This is a genomic window from Phycicoccus sp. Soil802 (assembly GCF_001429605.1).
Lineage (GTDB): Bacteria > Actinomycetota > Actinomycetes > Actinomycetales > Dermatophilaceae > Pedococcus.
On sequence record NZ_LMSS01000002.1, the window covers coordinates 394,948 to 414,391 of the forward strand.

General features: G+C 70.1%; 18 protein-coding genes. 9 read left to right on the forward strand and 9 right to left on the reverse strand.

What is annotated here, in order from left to right; translation table 11 throughout:
* Window positions 1–13: 13 nt before the first annotated feature.
* A complete protein-coding gene (locus ASG91_RS05275; protein ID WP_056921553.1) occupies window positions 14–997 on the reverse strand; it encodes a YafY family protein in 984 nt (327 codons plus the stop codon).
* A gap of 100 nt (window positions 998–1,097) precedes the next feature.
* Here ASG91_RS05275 and ASG91_RS05280 point away from each other — a divergent pair, with 100 nt between their 5' ends.
* Window positions 1,098–2,621, forward strand: coding sequence for an MFS transporter (locus ASG91_RS05280; RefSeq protein ID WP_082592924.1), 1,524 nt, complete (start codon window positions 1,098–1,100; stop codon window positions 2,619–2,621).
* Between the two features lie 185 nt (window positions 2,622–2,806).
* Here the strand turns inward: ASG91_RS05280 and ASG91_RS05285 are convergent, their stop codons facing one another.
* From ASG91_RS05285 to ASG91_RS05310, 6 genes are all read right to left on the reverse strand, one after another.
* Entirely contained in the window at window positions 2,807–3,172 is a 366-nt protein-coding gene (locus tag ASG91_RS05285) for a CrcB family protein (RefSeq protein ID WP_200961224.1), read from the reverse strand.
* Window positions 3,169–3,579, reverse strand: a complete 411-nt coding sequence (locus ASG91_RS05290) for a CrcB family protein (protein WP_200961225.1) — start codon at window positions 3,577–3,579, stop codon at window positions 3,169–3,171. The genes ASG91_RS05285 and ASG91_RS05290 overlap by 4 nt, the downstream gene beginning before the upstream one ends.
* The gene (locus ASG91_RS05295) at window positions 3,579–4,808 is read right to left on the reverse strand and encodes a pyridoxal phosphate-dependent aminotransferase (protein WP_056921554.1); all 1,230 of its coding nucleotides are present in this window, start codon (window positions 4,806–4,808) and stop codon (window positions 3,579–3,581) included. The genes ASG91_RS05290 and ASG91_RS05295 overlap by 1 nt, the downstream gene beginning before the upstream one ends.
* A 4-nt stretch (window positions 4,809–4,812) precedes the next feature.
* Entirely contained in the window at window positions 4,813–5,424 is a 612-nt protein-coding gene (locus ASG91_RS05300; RefSeq protein ID WP_056921555.1) for a hypothetical protein, read from the reverse strand.
* A gap of 106 nt (window positions 5,425–5,530) precedes the next feature.
* Entirely contained in the window at window positions 5,531–7,003 is a 1,473-nt protein-coding gene (locus ASG91_RS05305) for a DHA2 family efflux MFS transporter permease subunit (protein ID WP_056921556.1), read from the reverse strand.
* Entirely contained in the window at window positions 6,982–7,548 is a 567-nt protein-coding gene (locus ASG91_RS05310; protein ID WP_056921557.1) for a PadR family transcriptional regulator, read from the reverse strand. Before ASG91_RS05310 ends, ASG91_RS05305 begins: the two co-directional genes overlap by 22 nt.
* A gap of 197 nt (window positions 7,549–7,745) precedes the next feature.
* On the opposite strand from ASG91_RS05310, the gene ASG91_RS05315 reads away from it, so the two are divergent.
* Window positions 7,746–8,192 carry a MarR family winged helix-turn-helix transcriptional regulator gene (locus ASG91_RS05315; protein WP_056921558.1) on the forward strand — a complete coding sequence of 149 codons (447 nt, stop codon included), beginning with the start codon at window positions 7,746–7,748 and terminating at the stop codon, window positions 8,190–8,192.
* 208 nt (window positions 8,193–8,400) lie between these two features.
* On the forward strand, window positions 8,401–9,228 hold the full coding sequence (locus tag ASG91_RS05320) for an NAD(P)-dependent oxidoreductase (RefSeq protein WP_056921559.1): 828 nt from the start codon (window positions 8,401–8,403) through the stop codon (window positions 9,226–9,228).
* Between the two features lie 73 nt (window positions 9,229–9,301).
* On the opposite strand, the gene ASG91_RS05325 is transcribed toward ASG91_RS05320, so the two are convergent.
* A complete protein-coding gene (locus ASG91_RS05325) occupies window positions 9,302–10,939 on the reverse strand; it encodes an ABC-F family ATP-binding cassette domain-containing protein (protein ID WP_056921560.1) in 1,638 nt (545 codons plus the stop codon).
* 116 nt (window positions 10,940–11,055) lie between these two features.
* On the opposite strand from ASG91_RS05325, the gene ASG91_RS05330 reads away from it, so the two are divergent.
* From ASG91_RS05330 to ASG91_RS05340, 3 genes are all read left to right on the forward strand, one after another.
* Window positions 11,056–12,675, forward strand: coding sequence for an AMP-binding protein (locus ASG91_RS05330; protein WP_200961226.1), 1,620 nt, complete (start codon window positions 11,056–11,058; stop codon window positions 12,673–12,675).
* Window positions 12,676–12,815: 140 nt separating this feature from the next.
* Window positions 12,816–13,415 (forward strand): hypothetical protein, encoded by a 600-nt coding sequence (locus ASG91_RS05335; RefSeq protein WP_056921562.1) that lies wholly within the window; start codon window positions 12,816–12,818, stop codon window positions 13,413–13,415.
* Between the two features lie 159 nt (window positions 13,416–13,574).
* Window positions 13,575–14,552, forward strand: coding sequence for a pirin family protein (locus ASG91_RS05340; RefSeq protein WP_056921563.1), 978 nt, complete (start codon window positions 13,575–13,577; stop codon window positions 14,550–14,552).
* Window positions 14,553–14,605: 53 nt separating this feature from the next.
* On the opposite strand, the gene ASG91_RS05345 is transcribed toward ASG91_RS05340, so the two are convergent.
* Window positions 14,606–16,030 (reverse strand): MFS transporter, encoded by a 1,425-nt coding sequence (locus tag ASG91_RS05345; protein ID WP_200961227.1) that lies wholly within the window; start codon window positions 16,028–16,030, stop codon window positions 14,606–14,608.
* 114 nt (window positions 16,031–16,144) lie between these two features.
* Here ASG91_RS05345 and ASG91_RS20535 point away from each other — a divergent pair, with 114 nt between their 5' ends.
* The 3 genes from ASG91_RS20535 (at window position 16,145) to pntB (ending at window position 19,429) form a co-directional block, all read left to right on the forward strand.
* Window positions 16,145–16,297 carry a hypothetical protein gene (locus tag ASG91_RS20535; RefSeq protein ID WP_157582305.1) on the forward strand — a complete coding sequence of 51 codons (153 nt, stop codon included), beginning with the start codon at window positions 16,145–16,147 and terminating at the stop codon, window positions 16,295–16,297.
* A 150-nt stretch (window positions 16,298–16,447) separates the two neighbouring features.
* A complete protein-coding gene (locus ASG91_RS05350; RefSeq protein ID WP_056921564.1) occupies window positions 16,448–18,025 on the forward strand; it encodes a Re/Si-specific NAD(P)(+) transhydrogenase subunit alpha in 1,578 nt (525 codons plus the stop codon).
* A gap of 6 nt (window positions 18,026–18,031) precedes the next feature.
* Window positions 18,032–19,429 carry a Re/Si-specific NAD(P)(+) transhydrogenase subunit beta gene (pntB, locus tag ASG91_RS05355; protein WP_056921565.1) on the forward strand — a complete coding sequence of 466 codons (1,398 nt, stop codon included), beginning with the start codon at window positions 18,032–18,034 and terminating at the stop codon, window positions 19,427–19,429.
* The last annotated feature ends 15 nt before the right edge of the window (window positions 19,430–19,444 follow it).

Consider the following 19,444-nt stretch of genomic DNA (forward strand, 5'->3'; position numbering starts at 1 on the left):
GCACCGGGGTCCGTCAGCCGATGGGCCCTGGGCCGGCTGCCTCGCTGAAGCGGGCCGCCCACAGGCGCAGCACCTCGAGCACCTCCGGGGTGGCCTCCTCGAGCGTGAACGGGGCATCGACGACGCCCAGCCCGAAGGCCGCCCACCCCGGGTGCACCGCGTCCATCTCCAGCAGGCAGGAGGTGGCGTCCATCGGGGTGACCCGCGCCCACCGCCCCGTGCGGCGCTCGACCTGCTCCGCAGGAGCGTTGACCCGGGCGCGCACGACGACGCGAGTTTCATTGCGGGACAGTCCCTTTCGCACGTATGCCGCCGCGTCACCTCCCGGCACCTCGCGGGCTCGGAAGCGGGCCCGGGTGCCGAACGGCTCGCTGAGGCGGTCGAGCCGGAACGAGCGCCAGTCCTGGCGGTCGAGGTCGTAGGCGAGCAGGTACCAGCGGCGTCCGACGGTGACGAGGCGGTGCGGCTCGACGTGGCGCCGCACGGCCTCGCCGGCCCCTTGGCCGCCCCGCGCCAGGTAGGTGAACCGGATCCGCTCGGTGTCCCGGGTCGCCTGGGCCACGGCGGCCAGGACGTCGGCGTGCACCGCGGGAGCCTCGGAGAAGGGCGAGTCGTCCGTCACCGAGCGCAGCGCCTCGGCCCGCCGACGCAGCTTGGGCGGCAACACCTGGACGACCTTCGACAGCGCGCTCACCGACGCCTCCGACAGAGCGCCGGCGGTGAGCTGGGCGGCCCCGTTGAGCGCCACGACCATCGCGATCGCCTCGTCCTCGTCGACGGTGAGTGGTGGCATAGTCGCGCCGGCGCCGAGCTGGTAACCGCCCTCGATCCCGCGGACCGAGTCGACGGGATAGCCGAGCTCGCGCAGCCGCTCGACGTCGCGACGCAGCGTGCGTTCGGACACCTCGAGCCGGTCGGCGAGCTCGGGCCCGGCCCAGAACCGATGGGTCTGGAGGAGCGAGAGCAGTCGCAGGGTGCGGGAACTGGTGTTGGCCATGACTTCAGGATGCCGGAGAAAGCGGTCAGAAAGTGACCGGATGTCTCCCTAGCGTCGGAGGTGACAGGAAATCCACGACCACGACGTCAGGAGAAGGAACATGACCACCACGCTCGAGGCCACCCGCGACGGTGAGCCCACGGCATACCCGCCGGTTGAGACGCAGCCCGGGACCGAGGCGGTCGCGCGAGGCGCGCTGCCGGTCGGCCGGGCGCGGACGATCGCGCTGCTCAGCCTCTTCCTCGCGTCGACGATGGAGCTGCTCGACACGACCATCGTCAACGTCGCGCTCCCGACCATCGAGTCAGGGCTGCACGCGACCGCAGCGCAGCTGCAGTGGATGGTGGCGGCCTACCCGCTGGCGTTCGCGGTCGCCCTCATCACCGGGTCGCGGCTCGGCGACCTCTGGGGCCGCAAGCGGGTCTTCCTCGGGGGGCTGGTCGGCTTCACGCTGATGTCGGCCGCCTGTGGCTTCGCGCCGAACGCCGAGGCGCTGGTCGGCTTCCGCGCCCTCCAGGGCATCGCCGCCGCGGCGATGATCCCGCAGGTGCTGTCGAGCCTGCAGGTGATGTACGCGCCGCACGAGCGGGCGAAGGCGATGGGACTCTTCACCGGGCTGGCCGGCCTGTCGGCGGTGCTCGGGCCGGTGATCGGCGCGGTCCTCACCGAGGCCGACCTGGGCGGCCTCGGGTGGCGCTCGATCTTCCTCGTCAACGTGCCGTTCGGTGTGCTGGCGATCGTGGCCGCGCTGCGGTGGGTGCCGGAATCCGTTGCCACGCAACGTCCTCGCATCGACCTGCGCGGTGTCAGTGTGCTCGCCGTCGGCCTGCTCGCGGTGCTCTACCCGCTCACCATGGGGCGCGAGCTGGGTTGGCCCGCGTGGGTGTATGCCGCGATGGCGGCCGGTGTCGTCGTGCTCGGCTTCTTCGCCCGGTCGCAGGTGCGGACCGAGCGCGCAGGTCGCGAGCCGCTGGTGGCCCTCAGCCTCTACCGGGGCCGGGGCTTCGCCGCTGGATCGGCGATGAACTCGTTGCTGTTCATGGCAATGGCCTCCTACTTCCTGTGCCAGACGATCTACCTGCAGGCCGGTCTCGGCTGGTCGGTGCTCAAAGCCGGGCTCGCTGGGGTGCCGTTCGCGCTCACGACCACCGTCTTCGCCGGGATCGGGGTGGCCGTGCTCGCGCCGAAGATCGGCCGACGCGTGCTGCAGATCGGCGCGCTGACCTGGGCGGCCGGTGCGGTCGTCCTCGGCTTCACCGTGCACGGGGCCGACGCCTCGACCTCGGTCTGGACGTTCCTGCCGGGCTTCGTCGTGGCGGGCGCCGGGTTCGGGCTGATGGTCTCGCCGATAGGGGTCTTCACGCTCGCGGACGTGCCGGTCGACAAGGCCGGGTCGGCGTCGGGGCTGTTCAGCACCACGGGTCAGCTCTCGGGCGCGGCCGGGGTGGCCGTGCTTGGGTCGCTGTTCTTCTCCGTGGTCGACGCGCACGGATCGACCGTGCCGGTGGAGATGTTCCGGCCGGCGATGGAGGTGGCGCTCGCGGTGCTGGTCGGGCTCATGCTCGTGGCGGCCTTCGTCGCCCGGCAGCTGCCGGCCATGCCCAGCCAGCCCTTGGAGCACTGAGGTCGGGACGCAGCGCACTACGACACTGCTCGCTCTCAGCGGGCAGTGTCGTAGTGCCGTGAGCCGGTGCGCCGGGTCAGCGTGTTGTTCGTCCTGGGTGTCGCGCTCGCCGGAGCCGCTCGGCATCTCATCTGACCAGGAGCATGCTCGGTCCGATGTAAACACGCCCGGCAACCCCAGCGTGTTTACATCGAACCGAGCGCGTAGCCGAGCCAGACGGCGGGCAGTCCCAGCCCCAACGTGAGGGCGAGGTTGGCGACCAACGGTTTCCAGGCCCGCTCCTCCAGGAACACCCAGGTCTCGAAGGCCAGCGTGGAGAACGTCGTCAGCGCCCCGCAGAAACCGACGCCCACCAACGGCATCAGCCACGCCGCCGCGTGCGGGACCCCGGCCACGAGCCCGAGCACGAACGAGCCCACGACGTTCACGACGAGCGTGCCGAGGATGGTCCCGGCGCGGGTGTGGTCGCGGGCCCACCGGTCGACGACGAACCGCAGCGGCGCGCCCACGGCTGCGCCCGCCAGCACCAGCAGCGCGCCCGTCCCGGTCACGCTCGACGTCCGAACAGCCGCTCGCCGAGCGTGATCCCGAGCCCCACCGCGACGAGGCCGATCACGAGCGACCCCACGAGGTATGCCGCGGCGACCAGTCCGTGCCCCGCCTGCACCATCGCGTGGATGTCGAGGGCGTAGGACGAGAAGGTCGTCCACCCCCCGAGCACCCCGACACCGAGGAACGGCCTCAGCCACGGGTGCGGGCGGGCCATCGAGAGCACCCACACCACGAGCACCCCCATGGCGAGTGACCCCGTGACGTTGACGAGGAACGTCGACCACGCGAACGCCCCCGAGACGTGGGGGAGGGCCAGCCCCACGGCATACCGGCCGAGGGAGCCCAGCACGCCACCGGCGGCGACGGCCGCGAGCAGCCCGGAGTCACCGCGGCGCACGACATCCATCAGGCGCGCTTGGTCTCCAGGAAGTCCGCGATCCGCCCGATCGCCTCGGTGAGGACCTCGACGTCGGGGAGGGTCACGAGGCGGAAGTGGTCGGGCTCGAACCAGTTGAAGCCGGTGCCGTGGGTCACCAAGATCTTCTTGGTGCGCAACAGGTCGATGACGAACGCCTGGTCGTCCTCGATGGCGTAGACCTCGGGGTCGAGCCGCGGGAAGCAGTAGAGGGCGCCGTGGGGCTCGACGCAGGAGACGCCGGGGATCTCGTTGAGCAGCCGCCAGGCCGTCTTGCTCTGCTCGTAGAACCGGCCGCCGGGGTGGATGTACTCCTCGATCGACTGGTAGCCGCCGAGCGCGGTCTGGATGGCGTGCTGTCCGGGGACGTTGGCGCACATGCGCATGTTGGCCAGCAGGGTCAGGCCCTCGAGGAAGTCGACGGCCAGCTCCTTCGGCCCCGACACCATCACCCAGCCCGCGCGGTAGCCGCAGACCCGGTAGGCCTTGGAGAGTCCGCTGAACGTCAGGCAGAGGACGTCGTCACCGGCGTAGGTCGCCGTGTGGTGGTGCACCGGGTGGTTGACCTCGTCGGCGAACAGGATCTTCTCGTAGATCTCGTCGGACATCAGCACCAGGTTGTGGCGGCGGGCAATGTCGGCCATGCCCTTGACGATCTCGTCGCTGTAGACCGCGCCGGTCGGGTTGTTGGGGTTGATGACGACCAGGGCGTGGGTGTTCTCGGTGATCTTGGACTCGATGTCGGCGAGGTCCGGGTTCCAGCCGTTGGACTCGTCGCAGCGGTAGTGGACCGGCGTCCCCCCGGCCAGGGTCACGGCCCCGGTCCACAGCGGGTAGTCCGGCGCCGGGACGAGGATCTCGTTGCCGTCGTCGACGAAGGCGGTGAGCACCATCGAGATCAGCTCGGAGACACCGTTGCCGATGTAGATGTCGTCGACGTGCGTGTCGGTCAGCCCGCGCGACTGGTAGTAGTGCGCGACGGCGGTGCGGGCGGAGTAGATGCCGCGGGAGTCGCTGTAGCCCTGCGAGTTCGGCAGGTGGTGGACCATGTCCTGGAGGATCGCCTGCGGCGCCTCGAACCCGAACGGCGCGGGGTTGCCGATGTTGAGCTTGAGGATCTTGTGCCCCTCGGCCTCGAGCCGCTGGGCCTCCTCGAGGATCGGCCCGCGCACGTCGTAGCGGACCTGGTGGAGCTTGCGGGACTGCGTGATTCGGCGCACGGGTTCAGTCTCCCAGCAACTCGACCGTGGTCACGACGGTGGTCACCGATGGGCGAGTCGGCGTCGAGCTGAACCCGAACCGGCAGGGTGGGTCGACGTCGGCCAGCCGCCCCAGCGGCACGCCGCGCCACGCGCCCCCGATGCTGGTGACGGAGTGCAGGTCAGTGGCGCCGTACCACTCGCGCCGACCCTCGAGGGCCGTCCCGCGGGTGCGGACCCCTGGCATCAGCAGCCGCGCGACCGGGTCGATGGCCGCGGCCCAGGCCGGCGTCGCGCTGAGTCGGCGCGGCACCGCGCGCAGGAGCCAGCCCAGCGGCATACGCGGTCCGAGGTGCAGGTATGCCGCGAGGTGACCTTCGACGTGCACGTCCCAGCCGTCGTGGGTCACCCCCACCGACACCGGGGTCGTGCAGACCTCGTCGAACTCGTAGGTCTGCTGGACGAAGCTGGCCACCTCGTCGCTCGGGGCGAGCAGGGTCCGGTGGCCGGAGGCGTCCTCGACCATGACGTCGGCAAAGGGGCCCAGGGGTGAGTCGGTCCACCGCCCCACGACGAACCGCACGCCGCTGGTCGAGCCGACCCCGGCGATGGCGCCCGCGAAACGAAGACGTTGCACGGGCGCCAGCCTGACAGGTTCGGGCCCCCAGGGTGTCCCTCGTTGTTCGGAAGTTCCGCCGGACCAGGACCCGGCGGAACTTCCGAACAACGTCATCTGGTGCCGCTCAGTGGGTCGGCTTGGTGAAGCTGAGCGCGGCGACGACACCGATCAGGAGGACGGCGGCCGGGAGCAGCAGGGTCTGTGACATGGCCGTGGCAAAGCCGTCCGCGAGCTGGGGCGGGAGCTTCACCCCGGAGGTCCGCTGCGACATGTCCTGCGGGACACCCGGCAGGTTCGCCGTGAGCCGCGCTTCGATGAGCGCTGCGATGGCGGCGCTGCCGAGAACGGCCCCGACCTGGCGGGTGGTGTTGTAGATGCCTGAGCCGGCACCGGCCGACGAGAGCGGCAGGTTGCGGGTCGCGGTCGCGGCGAGCGGGGCCCACATGAACGCGTTCGCGACACCCATCAGGGCCATCGGCAGGAGCAGCAGCCAGGTCTGGCTCTCGACCGTGGTGACCCGGCTCAGCCAGAACAGCGAGGCAGAGCAGAGCGCGAGCCCGAAGGCCGTGATCGTGCGCGGGTGGATGCGGTCGGTCAGCTTGCCGGCGACCGGCGCCAGCGCACCGGACAGGACCGCCATCGGCACGAGCAGCAGTGCTGACTTGGTCGGCGTCATGCCCCGCACGACCTGGGCGTAGAGCATGAACGGGAAGGCCATGCCGGTGATGGAGAAACCCACCGCGCTGATCGCGATGTTGGACAGCGAGAAGTTGCGGTCGCGGAAGAGGCCCAGCGGCACCAGCGGCTCGGTGCGGATCCGGCTCTGCCAGAAGATGAACAGCCCGAAGATGACCAGGCCGGCGACGATCAGCAGTGGCACCGAGAGGAAGCCGGTGATCTGGCCCCAGTCGTAGGTCTCGCCCTCCTGGATGCCGAACACCAGTAGGAACATCCCGATCGCCGACAGTGCGACGCCGACCCAGTCGAAGGTGTGGCTGTGCGTCTCGAGCTTGGGCACCAGGCGCATCGCCAGCGCGAACGCGATGATGCCGATCGGCACGTTGATGAAGAAGATCCACTCCCAGCCGGGGCCGTCGACGAGCAGGCCACCGAGCAACGGGCCCACGAGGATCGCGACGCCGGCGGTCGCGCCCCACAGCGACATCGCCTGGCCGCGGGAGGCGGCCGGGAAGGTGCGCGTGATGACCGCCATCGTCTGCGGCGTCATCATCGAGGCGCCGAGCCCCTGCACGACGCGGGCGATGATCAGCATCTCGATGGTGCCGGTCAGGCCGCACCACAGCGAGGCGACGGTGAACAGCGCGAGCCCGGTGAGGTAGACGTACTTCGGCCCGATCCGGTCGCCGAGCCGACCCGTGATCAGCAACGGCACGGCATACGCCAGCAGGTAGGCCGAGGTGACCCAGATGACGGCGTTCACGTCCGAGTCGAGGCCCTGCATGATCGCCGGCGTCGCCACCGACACGATCGTGGAGTCGACGAGGATCATGAAGAAGCCGATCACCATGGCCCACAGGGCTGGCCAGGGGCGGTAGTCGGCGGGGAGGTCGGCCCTCACGGTTGTGGGTGCGGCCATGGCAGGTCGCCTTTCTCGAGTCGGGTGATGAAGCCGTTGATCCAGTCCTGCTGAGCCACGGTCATGTGGCGGATGTAGTCGGCGGTGATCCAGTACGCCTCGGCGACCTCGCGCGCCCTGGCCTTGTCGACGAGGCAGTCGATGTCGGACAGCTCGCGCTCGATCACCTTGAGGTGGTCGCGCAGGTCGGCGCACACGGCGCTCGCCGGCGCGTTGTGCGCCTCGGCGAGGGCGAGGGCGAAGGTGGGGAACTCGTTCACCGGCTCGCGCAGGATCTCGCGGATGCGGGAGACCAGGGCGGTGCGGCCGGTGTCGGTGATCGCGTAGGTGGTGCGTTCGGGGCGGTTGCCCTCCCGGCCCGTGCCGGTCGCCTCGGCCATCCCGTCGGCGGTCAGCCGGTCGACCGTGCGGTAGAGCGAACCGGGGGTGACCCGGACGATGCGGTCCTCGTGGCGCTCCAGCAGCAGCTGGTACATCTCGTAGGGGTGCATCGACCGCTCGTTCAGCAGGGCGAGCGCGGAGATGGCGAGGGGGCTGAGCGTCATGCGGTGACAGGTCCCTTCGCTGCTGGGGGTGGGCGCATGGGTCGGGCGCCCGGGTGTTCCGGATGAAATATTCCACGCGGAATATACGATCACCCGCGACCGTCGTCAACCCACCGGTGACTCGCGGGCGGGGCTCCCGCGGCCGTGACCTGCGGATCCCTTCGCCGGTCCGCGGCGCCTGCCATAGGCTCCCCTGCATGGCGTCCACGTCGGACCTCGGCGAACTCGAGGTCGAGCTCACCCGACTGCTCCGGCGTGCCCGCAGTGCCCAGCAGCGCACCGCCGCCGAGGTGCACCCCGACCTCGACTCCGCCGGGTACGTCGTGCTGGTCGCCGTGCGCGACCTGGCCGCGACCGGCGGCGGTGCCCGGGGTGGCGACATCTCCGACCTCCTGGGCCTGCACAAGTCGACGACCAGCCGGAACCTCACGACGCTCGAGGAGCTCGGGCTGGTCGAGCGGATCCTCGACCCGGCCGACGCGCGCGCACGACAGGTGCGGCTCACGACGGCCGGGTCGGCTGCGCTGGATCGCACCCTCGCGGGTCGTCGGGAGCGGCTGCGCGCCCGGTTGGAAGGCTGGGAGGCCAAGGACGTCACCGACCTGGCCCGGCTCCTGCGCCTGCTCAACGAAACCGCCCCCTGACCTCCCCTGCCCCAGCTTTATCGGGTCTAGGGAGAAGGTTGTGCTTCACCCCGGAACGGTTCCGGGGTGAAGGTCAACGTTCCGGGGTGAAGGTCAACGTTCCGGGGTGAAGCCGTCTCTGCCCGTCAAAAGGCTCCGGCGGGCGCGTGACGAGGGCCACGGGCGCCAGCGGTTCCCGGGCTACCGATCAGTAACTAGGCTCGCGGCCATGACGACGCTCTCCGGCAAGACCATCATCATGTCCGGCGGCAGCAGGGGCATCGGCCTGGCCATTGCCGTGCGGGCCGCCCGCGACGGGGCCAACGTCGCGCTGATCGCCAAGACCGACAAGCCCGACCCGCGGCTGGCCGGGACCATCCACACCGCGGCCGAGGCGATCGAAGCAGCCGGCGGGCACGCCCTGCCGATCGTCGGCGACGTGCGCGACGACGACCTCCTGCTGGCCGCGGTGGAGAAGACGGCGGCCCAGTTCGGTGGGATCGACATCGTGGTCAACAACGCGAGCGTCCTCAACCTCAGCCCGACCGCCCAGCTCGAGCCGAAGCGCTACGACCTCATGCAGGACATCAACGTCCGGGGCACGTTCATGCTGACGAGGGCGGCGATCCCGCACCTGCTGGCCAGCCCCGACCCCAAGGTCCTCACCCTCTCACCGCCCATCAACCTCGACCCGCGCTGGTTCGCCGGCCACCCGGCATACACGATGGCGAAGTATGGGATGACGTTGGCAGCACTGGGTTTTGCGCACGAGCTCGGGCAGAAGGGTGTGTCGTCGACCTGCCTGTGGCCGGCGACGCTCGTGGCGACCGACGCGATCGGCAACCTCCCCGGCGGCGACCAGATGGTCAAGGTCAGCCGGAAGCCGGAGATCGTCGCGGACGCGGCCTACGAGGTGCTCACCACCGACGGTCAGGGGCTCAACGGCCAGACCGTCATCGACGAGGACCTGCTGCGGGCGCGCGGGGTGGCCGACTTCGCGGCCTACTCCATGACGGGCAAGGACGAGGGCCTCGCCCCCGACATCTTCCTGAGCTGAGCCGGCAAGGTATGCCGCGTCGCCCAGTCCCAGCGCGGCTCACCCAGAGGCTGCTCACCCAGAGGCTGCTCACCTACAGCTCCTGGAGCCGGCCATCCTCGATGTGCCAGCGACGGGTGGCCTGCACATCGGCGAGCATCCGGCGGTCGTGCGTCACGAGGAGCACCGTGCCGCCGAACGAGTCGAGCGCCTGCTCGAGCTGTTCGATCGCCGGCAGGTCGAGGTGGTTGGTCGGCTCGTCGAGGACCAGGAGGTTGACCTCGCGGGCCTGGAGCAGGGCGAGCGCGGCGCGCGTGCGCTCGCCGGGGGAGAGGGAGTCGGCGGCGCGATGGACGTGCTCGGCGCCGAGGCCGAACTTGGCCAGCAGGGTGCGGACCTCGGCATCCGGCCAGTCGGGCAGGGCGTCACTGAACGCCCGCGCGAGCGTCTGCGGCCCGAGGAACAGCCCGCGCGCCTGGTCGACCTCTCCGACCCGCACCGAGGAGCCCAGCCCGGCCGTGCCCTCGTCGACGGCCACCGTGCCGAGCAGCATGCCGAGCAGCGTGGTCTTGCCCGACCCGTTCGCGCCGGTGACGACGATCCGGTCGGCCCAGTCCACCTGCACGTCGACCGGCCCGAGGGTGAAGTCGCCACGACGGACCACCGCGCCCGCGGCCGAGGCCACGACGGTGCCGGACCGCGGGGCCGCGGCGATGGTCATCCGCAGCTCCCACTCCTTGCGGGGCTCGTCGACCTCCTCGAGCCGCTCGATCATCCGCTCGGTCTGCCGCGCCTTGGCGGCCTGCTTCTCGGCCGACTCGGCCCGGAACGCCGGGACGAACTTGTCGTTGTCGGTCTTCTTCCGCCTGGCGTTGCGGACCCCTACCGTCATCCAGTTCCGCTGCGTGACAGCGCGTTGCTCCAGTCGCGTGCGGGTGTCGGCGTACTCCTCGTAGGCCTCCCGCGCGTGCCGCCTGGCCACCTCGCGCTCGGCCAGATAGCTGTCGTAGCCGCCCTCGTAGACCGCCACCTGCTGCTGGGCGAGGTCCAGCTCGACGATGCGAGTCACGGTGCGCGCCAGGAACTCCCGGTCGTGGCTGATGATCACCGCCGGGCTGCGCAGACCCGCGACGAACTGCTCGAGCCGTGCGAGGCCGTCGAGGTCGAGGTCGTTGGTCGGCTCGTCGAGGAGCAGCACGTCGTAGCGCGAGAGCAGCAGCGCCGCGAGCCCGGCCCGAGCGGCCTGGCCACCCGACAGCGAGGTCATCGGCGTCTCGAGGTCGACCCCGAGCCCGAGCCCGGCCAGGGTCGCGGCGGCCCGCTCCTCGAGGTCCGCGCCACCGAGCGCGAGCCACGACTCGAGCGCCACGGCATACCGGTCGTCGGCGCCGGGGCCGCCCTCCCCGAGGGCGTGGGCGGCGTCGCTCATCTCCGTCTCGGCCGCGACCACGCCGGTGCGGCGCGCGATGAACCCGGCCACGGTCTCGCCGGAGCGGCGCTCGGGCTCCTGCGGCAGGTGGCCGACCGAGGCGGTGGGCGGGCTCAGCGCGACGGTGCCCTGCTCGGGCTCCAGCTCGCCGGCCAACAGGCGCAGGAGGGTGGACTTGCCGGCACCGTTGGCGCCCACGAGCCCGACGACGTCGCCGGCGCCCACCACGAGGTCGAGCCCTTCGAAGAGTGCCCTGGCGCCGTGGCCGGCGGCGAGGTCGGTGGCCTTCAGGGTTGCGCTCATGACGGGGGCGACGCTACCCGGAGTGGATCATCCGGCCCCAGCGGATATCGCGGACCCGTCCCAAGGGAGCGCGTCACGGGTTGTGGGATGGCCGGACGCGCGGTGGGATGAACGACATGACCACGCTGTCGCACACCGCTGGTGAGACCGACGTCCCGCTGCTCGAGCAGACCATCCCCGACAACCTCGATGCGACCGTGGCCGCGTTCGGTGAGCGCGAGGCCCTCGTCGACGTCGCCCAGGGGATCCGCTGGACGTATGCCGAGTTCGGCGCCGAGGTGGGTCGGCTCGCCCGGGCGCTGCTCGCCTCCGGGATCACCAAGGGGGAGCGGGTCGGCATCTGGGCACCGAACTGCGCACAGTGGACGGTGGTGCAGTACGCGACCGCGAAGATCGGCGCGATCCTGGTCAACATCAACCCGAGCTACCGCACCCACGAGCTCGAGTTCGTCCTCAAGCAGGCCGACATCTCGGCGGTCTTCCTCGCCGAGTCGTTCAAGACCAGCGACTACGTCGCGATGCTCGACGAGGTGCGGCCGAGCTGTCCGGGTGTGCGGGACTCCTACGTCTTCGGGCGGGACTCGTGGGACGACCTCGTGGCCCGCGCCGACGAGGTCGATGCCGAGGAGGTCGCCGAGGTGCAGGCCGGGCTCGATCCCCACGACGCCATCAACATCCAGTACACGTCGGGCACCACCGGCTTCCCGAAGGGAGCGACCCTCAGCCACCGCAACATCCTCAACAACGGCTACTTCGTGGGCGAGCTGTGCGGCTACACGGAGGCCGACCGGGTCTGCATCCCCGTGCCCTTCTACCACTGCTTCGGCATGGTGATGGGCAACCTCGCGTGCACCTCCCACGGCGCCGCGATGGTCATTCCGGCACCCGGTTTCGACCCGGCCGCGACCCTCAAGGCGACGGCCGACGAGAAGTGCACGTCGCTGTATGGCGTGCCCACGATGTTCATCGCGGAGTGGGCGCTGCCCGACTTCGCGGCATACGACCTCTCCTCGGTGCGGACCGGCATCATGGCCGGATCGCCTTGCCCGGCAACGATGATGACCAAGCTCATCGACGCCGGGATCACCGAGATGACCATCTGCTACGGCATGACCGAGACGTCGCCGGTGTCCACCCAGAACCGCACCGACGACACGTTCGAGCAGAAGGTCGGCACGGTCGGCCGGGTGGGTCCGCACCTGGAGATCAAGGTCGTCGACCCGTCGACGGGGGAGACCCTGCCGAGGGGCGAGGCGGGGGAGTTCTGCACCAAGGGCTACTCGGTGATGCTCGGCTACTGGGAGCAGCAGGACAAGACCGACGAGGTGCTGGTCGACGGGTGGATGCACACCGGTGACATCGCGGTGATGGACGACGACGGCTACGTGCAGATCACCGGCCGGATCAAGGACATGGTGATCCGGGGCGGGGAGAACATCTACCCGCGCGAGATCGAGGAGTTCCTCTACACCCACCCCGACATCCTCGACGCCCAGGTGATCGGGGTCCCGGACGAGAAGTACGGCGAGGAGCTGTGCGCCTGGATCCGGATGAAGGAGGGCGCGGAGCCGCTCGATGCCGCCGCGGTCCGGGCCTTTGCGACCGGCAAGCTCGCGCACTACAAGATCCCGCGCTACGTCACGATCGTCGACGAGTTCCCGATGACCGTGACCGGCAAGGTGCGCAAGGTGGAGATGCGGGAGAAGACCGTCGCCGACCTCGGCCTCGCGACCTGACCGGACGCCGTCGGTGACGCGACGGCCGCCTGACCTCCTCTGACCTGCGCAAATACCGTCCCGTCTGGGTGGACGCGGCCGCAGACCTGGCCTACGTTGCCAGAGCCGGAGACCCGTTCCGGCCCCAACCAGGAGGGCTCATGAAACCCGTCATCTGGATCATCCTCATCATCGTCCTGCTCGTCGCCATCGCTCTGCTCGCCATGGTGGGCAGGAGCCGACAGGTCGAGGCGAGGCGCGGCGAGGCCGCCGACCTGCGCGCGGAAGCCGAGGTGCGCGAGCGGGAGCGTCTGGAGCGTGACGCCGCAGCCGCGGAAGCCCAGGCCCGGGCCGACCAGGCCCGGGCCGAGGCGGAGGCGCAACAGGCGCGAGCCGCCCAGCTCGAGACCGAGGCGCAGCGTCGTGCGGAGGACGCCGCCCAGGCCGGCGCGCAGCGCGACGAGCACCTGCGGCGGGCCGACGAGCGCGACCCCGACGTCGACGTCGTCGAGGCCGACGGCCGCACGCTCGACGCGGACAGCGAGAAGGGCGACCGCGAGGTGCCGGAAGACCGCCAGGCGGCGGAGGACCGTGAGGTGGCGGAGGACCGTGAGGTGTCGGAGGACCGTGAGGTGGGCGACCGCGAGGTGGCGGAGGACCGTGAGGTGGCGGGCGACCGCGAGGTGACCGAACCGCATACCCCTGACCGCGACGGCGACCCGGACGGCACCGAAGCCGACGACCGGCCCCGGCAGGTCTGATCCGAGTCACCCCCGTTCTGTCGGAAGCGGAACTACCGGATCTCCGGGCGTTCCGCTTCCAACAGGCGCGTCGGGGCAGGTGAGGCAGCGCGGGGAATGGCTTGACCATGGGTGTGGTTGTACGAGATAGTTGAAATTCAAACTAGATCGGGAGTGACCATGCCTGCTGTCTCCGTCGCCGACCTCACCGTCCTGCCTCGGGTGCCCGCCGTGGCCCCGGCTGCGGTGCAGCGCAAGGTCCGCTCGGTGACCAGCGCGCCCAGTGGGTTCGAGGGGGAGGGCTTCCCGGTGAAGCGTGCCTTCGCCGGCGTCGACCTGCGCGACCTCGACCCGTTCATCCACATGGACGAGATGGGCGCCGTCGAGTACGCACCGGGTGAGCCCAAGGGCACCCCGTGGCACCCGCACCGCGGCTTCGAGACCGTCACGTACATCATCGACGGCATCTTCGACCACCAGGACTCGTTCGGCGGCGGTGGCACGATCACCGACGGCGACACCCAGTGGATGACCGCCGGGTCGGGGATCCTGCACATCGAGGCCCCGCCGGAGCACCTGGTCGTCAGTGGTGGCCTGTTCCACGGCTTCCAGCTCTGGGTGAACCTGCCGAAGGTCGACAAGCTCAAGGCGCCGGCCTACCAGGACCTGCGCTCGAGCGAGGTGGGCCTGCTCACCTCGGCCGACGGCGGCTCGCTGCTGCGCGTCATCGCCGGTGAGGTCGGTGGCGTGGCCGGACCCGGCTCGACACACACCCCGATGGCCATGGTTCACGCGACCGTCGCCCCCGGTGGCGAGCTGACCCTGCCGTGGCGCCGCGACTTCAACGCCCTCGTCTACGTCATGAGCGGCGACGGCTTCGTGGGGCCCGACCAGACCCCGGTCGGTCCCGGCCAGCTGGCCGTGTTCGGTCCCGGCGACGCCCTCCAGATCTCCTCGGCCCGCACCCAGCAGGAGCGGTATGCCGCTGGCCTGGACGTGGTCGTGCTCGGCGGCCTCCCCATCCGTGAGCCCGTCGCCTGGGCCGGTCCGTTCGTGATGAACACCGAGGCCGAGGTCCGCAAGGCGTTCGAGGACTACCAGGCCGGCCGGCTCGGCCAGCCCGTCCCGCACGGCGACGTCGGCGGCGCCTCCGCCTGACCCGCTCGACTCTGAAGGATCGTCAGGACCCTGGTCCTGACGATCCTTCAGGTTCACGAGGCTGGGGTGGGCTGTGGCTCGCTGGGAGCCGGCGCTGCGGCATACCGGTCGCGCAAGTCGCGGTAGAAGCGGCTGGTGAGGGCGTAGGTGGTCAGCGCCAGCCCGAGCAGCCCGGCGAGGACGAAGACCAGGGCGATGCCACGCGTCGGGCCGGTGCCGAACCACCCGCCGATCCAGTCGGCGCCCCGCCCGTCGGTCATGAACGGCACGAACGCGAACTGCGTGATCGGGCTGATCAGGAACGCCGTCAACGGCGAGGCCGACTGCTCGACGCTCTGGGCGAACCCGAAGACCCGGCCCTGCCGCTCGTAGGGCACGACCTTCTGCAGCACGGTCTGCTCGGACGCCTCGACGTAGGGGATGAGCGCCATGTAGACGACCATCCCGACGGTCAGCCAGACGATGGAGTTGCGCATCGGGAAGACCACCGTGGTCGTCCACAGGGCGAGGTTGATCAGCAGGATCAGCCGCACCGGGTTGGAGCTGAGACCGGTGCGCGTGATGAGCAGCCCGGCGACGATGAGCACCCCGCTGAGGGCGCCCCAGATCAGGCCCCACGCCTGCACCGACACCATCGACAGCCCGTAGGCGTCCATGAGCGCCATGAAGACGCCACCGAGGAAGTTGTTGATCGTCGAGAAGACGATGAGCGCGGGCATGCCTGGTATGCCGCGCACCACCTGCACGGTGCCGCGCAGGTCGACCTTGTGGTCGGCCCCGTCGGCGGCGTCGTCGACGGCGGACGGGATGCGGATCAGTGCGAGGTGCACCAGCGCGATGCCGAGCACCACGAGGGCGAGCACCAGGACGCCGAACATCCCACTGGCGCCGACGAGCAGGCCGCTGATCACCGAGGTGACGAGGAACGAGACCCCGGACGTGGTGCCGACCAGGCCGTTGGCGCGGTCTCGCTGGTGCTCGGGGACGAGCGCCGTCACGACGGTCGGCAGCGCGATGGTGCGGAGATTGCCGGCGATCATGCCGGTCATCAGCAGGACCACGAACACCCAGAGCCGCACGCTGGTCGGGTCGCGGAACTCCTCGCGTGGGGTGATCAGGTAGAGCCCGAACGACGCGGCGTACAGCACCACCGAGGCGAGGGCCGACCCCTGCATGACGGCCTTCTTCGAGTGGTGGTCGACGAGGCTCCCGAACCAGATGCCGGTGAGCATGGTCGCCACGAGGAAGATCCCGGCGATCATGCCCGTCGCGAAGACCGACCGGGTCTCGAGGTAGACGAAGAACGTGATGGCGAACCACACGGTGAAGTTGATGACCGAGACGAGCAGGACGTTGGCCAGCAGCTGCACGAAGGTCGGCATGAACGGGTCGCTCCACCGCAGCCGTGCGGCGGTGCGTGGCGCCGGGGGCGTGGCGTGCTCGGCCTGCGTCGGGTCGGCGGGCGGTTGGTCCGTCACTGGTCCTCCTCGGGTCATCAGTATCGACCCGCCAGTGCGCTGGAACTCATCGCCGGTTGACCAGCCGGACTCGATTACGATACGCTCCGTATCGTATTGAAAGGAGGCGGATCCATGAGCCGTCACGCCGCCCACAAGTACCCCCACGACTACCTGCACGACAACCGCCCGTATGCCGAGAGCCAGTCGGACATCGGCGGTGGCCTGTTCCTCGGAGCCGTCACGCTGATCGTCCTGATGACCCTGATCGTCGTCGGCCTCGTCTGAGCGACCCCGCCAGCAGCGCGCCCGCCGTCCACCGTGTGGACGGCGGGCGCGACTGTGCTCACATTGCCGTGCCATCGCAGCGGCTCACCCCCTAGGTTTGGCGAGGTCACGGCAGGTTTTGCACAGTCACGGCCAGCGGCGGGAGCAAGAGTGCGCATCGGAGTTCCAGCAGAGTCCAAGCCGGGTGAGACCCGGGTCGCAGCCACGCCCAAGACCGTGGGCCAGCTGATCGGCCTCGGGTACGACGTGGTGGTCGAGCGCGGCGCCGGTGCGAGGTCCTCCTTCTCCGACGACGCGTATGCCGCGGCCGGCGCCTCCGTCGTCGACGGCTCGGCGGTCGACGGCTCGGCGGTCAGTGGCTCGGCGGTCAACGGCTCAGACGCCTGGACCAGCGATGTCGTGCTGAAGGTGAACGCGCCGAGCGACGTGGAGATCGGGCGGCTGCGGCCCGGGTCGCTGCTCGCCTCGTTGGTCTCGCCCGCGCTCAACCCCGACCTGGTGGAGAAGCTCACCGCAGCTGGGGTCACCGCGCTCGCGATGGACGCGGTGCCCCGCATCTCTCGCGCGCAGTCGCTCGACGTGCTGTCGTCGATGGCCAACATCGGTGGCTACCGCGCGGTGATCGAGGCGGCCCACGAGTTCGGCTCGCTGTTCACCGGTCAGGTGACCGCGGCCGGCAAGGTCCCGCCGGCGAAGGTGCTCGTCGTGGGGGCCGGGGTCGCCGGCCTGGCGGCGATCGGCACGGCCAGCAGCCTGGGCGCGGTGGTGCGGGCGTTCGACGCCAGGTCGGAGGTCGGCGAGCAGGTCGAGTCGATGGGCGCCGAGTTCCTGCGGATCGAGGTCGAGGACGAGGGCCCGTCCGCCACCGGTTACGCCAAGGAGATGGGCGAGGACTTCAACCGCAAGGCCGCGGAGCTGTATGCCGAGCAGGCCAAGGACGTCGACATCGTCATCACCACCGCGCTCATCCCGGGCAAGCCCGCGCCACGGCTGCTGACCGAGGAGATGGTGGCGACGATGAAGCCCGGTTCGGTGGTCGTGGACCTCGCCGCCGCGAACGGTGGCAACGTCGCGGGCACCGTCGCCGACCAGGTCGTCACGACCGCGAACGGCGTGAAGCTGATCGGCTACACCGACCTGCCCGGGCGGCTACCCACCCAGGCCAGCCAGCTGTTCGGCACCAACCTGGTCAACCTCCTCAAGCTGCTCACCCCCGGCAAGGACGGTCGCGTCGTCCTCGACCTCGACGACGTCGTGCAGCGCGGCATGACGGTCTGTCGCGACGGCGAGACGTTGTGGCCACCGCCGCCCGTGCAGGTCAGCGCGGCCCCGGTCGCCGCGGTCAAGGCGGCGCCCGAGCCCAAGGCCCCCAAACCGCCGCCGGACCCGCGGCGCAAGTACGTGGGCATGGCGCTGGCCGCAGTGGTCTTCGGTGTCATCGCAGCGAACTCACCCGCGGTCTTCCTCGGCCACTTCACGGTCTTCGCGCTCGCGGTCATCGTCGGGTTCTACGTCATCTCCAACGTCGCCCACGCCCTGCACACGCCCCTCATGGCCGAGACCAACGCGATCAGCGGCATCATCCTGGTCGGCGGAGTCCTGCAGCTCGGCAGCTCCAACGCGGTGATCCAGGCCCTCGCGTTCCTCGCCACCTTGGTGGCCAGCATCAACATCTTCGGAGGGTTCGCCGTCACCGGCCGGATGCTCCAGATGTTCCGGAAGGACTGAACCGGTATGAGCGGCAACGTCACCACGAACCTCGTCCAGGCGGCATACATCATCGCCGCCGTGCTCTTCGTGCTGTCACTGGCGGGGCTCTCGAAGCACGAGAAGGCCAAGGAGGGCAACGCCTTCGGCGTCGCCGGCATGGTCCTGGCGCTGGGCGCCACCATCTGGCTGTCGGTCGACCGGGCGGCCCACCCGGCGCTCACCATCGCCCTGATCGCGGTCGCCATGGCGGTCGGTGCCGCGATCGGGTTGTGGCGGGCCCGGGTCGTCGAGATGACCCAGATGCCCGAGCTCGTCGCGATGCTGCACAGCTTCGTCGGGCTCGCGGCGGTCCTGGTCGGCTACAGCTCCTACCTCGAGTCCCGCGATGCCGGCACCGACGACAAGCTGCACCTCGTCGAGGTCTTCATCGGGGTCTTCATCGGGGCGGTGACGTTCACCGGGTCGATCGTCGCGTTCCTCAAGCTGAGCGCCCGGATCAAGTCGTCGCCGCTGATGCTCCCGGCGCGGCACTGGCTCAACCTCGCGGCGCTCGTCGTGTCGGCCGGGCTGCTGGTGTGGTTCGTGCAGTCGCACTCGGTGGTCCCGCTGCTGCTCATGACCGTCATCGCGCTGGCGTTCGGCTGGCACCTGGTGGCCTCGATCGGCGGCGGCGACATGCCCGTCGTCGTGTCGATGCTCAACAGCTACTCCGGGTGGGCCGCTGCCGCGGCGGGCTTCATGCTCGGCAACGACCTGCTCATCGTCACCGGCGCCCTCGTGGGCTCCTCCGGTGCGATCCTGTCCTACATCATGTGCAAGGCGATGAACCGGTCGTTCTTCTCCGTGATCGCAGGCGGGTTCGGCCAGGAGGTCTCGGTCGGTGACGACACCGACTACGGCGACCACCGCGAGACCATCGCCGCCGATGTCGCCGAGCTGCTGCGCGACGCCTCGACCGTCGTCATCACGCCCGGGTACGGCATGGCGGTGGCTCAGGCGCAGTATCCCGTCGCCGAGCTCACCTCACAGCTGCGCAAGAAGGGCGTCAACGTCCGGTTCGGGATCCACCCGGTCGCGGGCCGGCTGCCCGGACACATGAACGTCCTGCTCGCCGAGGCCAAGGTCCCCTACGACATCGTGCTCGAGATGGACGAGATCAACGGCGACCTCGCCAACACCGACGTCGTGCTCGTGATCGGCGCCAACGACACGGTCAACCCGTCGGCCGCCGAGGACCCGGGCAGCCCGATCGCCGGCATGCCCGTCCTCGAGGTCTGGAAGGCGCGCAACGTCGTCGTCTTCAAGCGGTCCATGGCGACCGGCTACGCGGGAGTGCAGAACCCGTTGTTCTTCAAGGAGAACAGCCAGATGCTCTTCGGCGACGCCAAGGAACGCGTCGAGGACATCATCAAGGCGTTGTAACCCCGCCACACCGCG

Coding starts and splice junctions, on each gene's coding strand:
- ASG91_RS05335 (WP_056921562.1), top strand. CDS start 12,816: ATGAAACCCGTCATCTGGATCATCCTCATCATCGTCCTGCTCGTCGCC.
- pntB (WP_056921565.1), top strand. CDS start 18,032: ATGAGCGGCAACGTCACCACGAACCTCGTCCAGGCGGCATACATCATC.
- ASG91_RS20535 (WP_157582305.1), top strand. CDS start 16,145: ATGAGCCGTCACGCCGCCCACAAGTACCCCCACGACTACCTGCACGAC.
- ASG91_RS05290 (WP_200961225.1), bottom strand. CDS start 3,579: ATGGATGTCGTGCGCCGCGGTGACTCCGGGCTGCTCGCGGCCGTCGCC.
- ASG91_RS05315 (WP_056921558.1), top strand. CDS start 7,746: ATGGCGTCCACGTCGGACCTCGGCGAACTCGAGGTCGAGCTCACCCGA.
- ASG91_RS05340 (WP_056921563.1), top strand. CDS start 13,575: ATGCCTGCTGTCTCCGTCGCCGACCTCACCGTCCTGCCTCGGGTGCCC.
- ASG91_RS05320 (WP_056921559.1), top strand. CDS start 8,401: ATGACGACGCTCTCCGGCAAGACCATCATCATGTCCGGCGGCAGCAGG.
- ASG91_RS05325 (WP_056921560.1), bottom strand. CDS start 10,939: ATGAGCGCAACCCTGAAGGCCACCGACCTCGCCGCCGGCCACGGCGCC.
- ASG91_RS05330 (WP_200961226.1), top strand. CDS start 11,056: ATGACCACGCTGTCGCACACCGCTGGTGAGACCGACGTCCCGCTGCTC.
- ASG91_RS05275 (WP_056921553.1), bottom strand. CDS start 997: ATGGCCAACACCAGTTCCCGCACCCTGCGACTGCTCTCGCTCCTCCAG.
- ASG91_RS05310 (WP_056921557.1), bottom strand. CDS start 7,548: ATGACGCTCAGCCCCCTCGCCATCTCCGCGCTCGCCCTGCTGAACGAG.
- ASG91_RS05305 (WP_056921556.1), bottom strand. CDS start 7,003: ATGGCCGCACCCACAACCGTGAGGGCCGACCTCCCCGCCGACTACCGC.
- ASG91_RS05280 (WP_082592924.1), top strand. CDS start 1,098: ATGACCACCACGCTCGAGGCCACCCGCGACGGTGAGCCCACGGCATAC.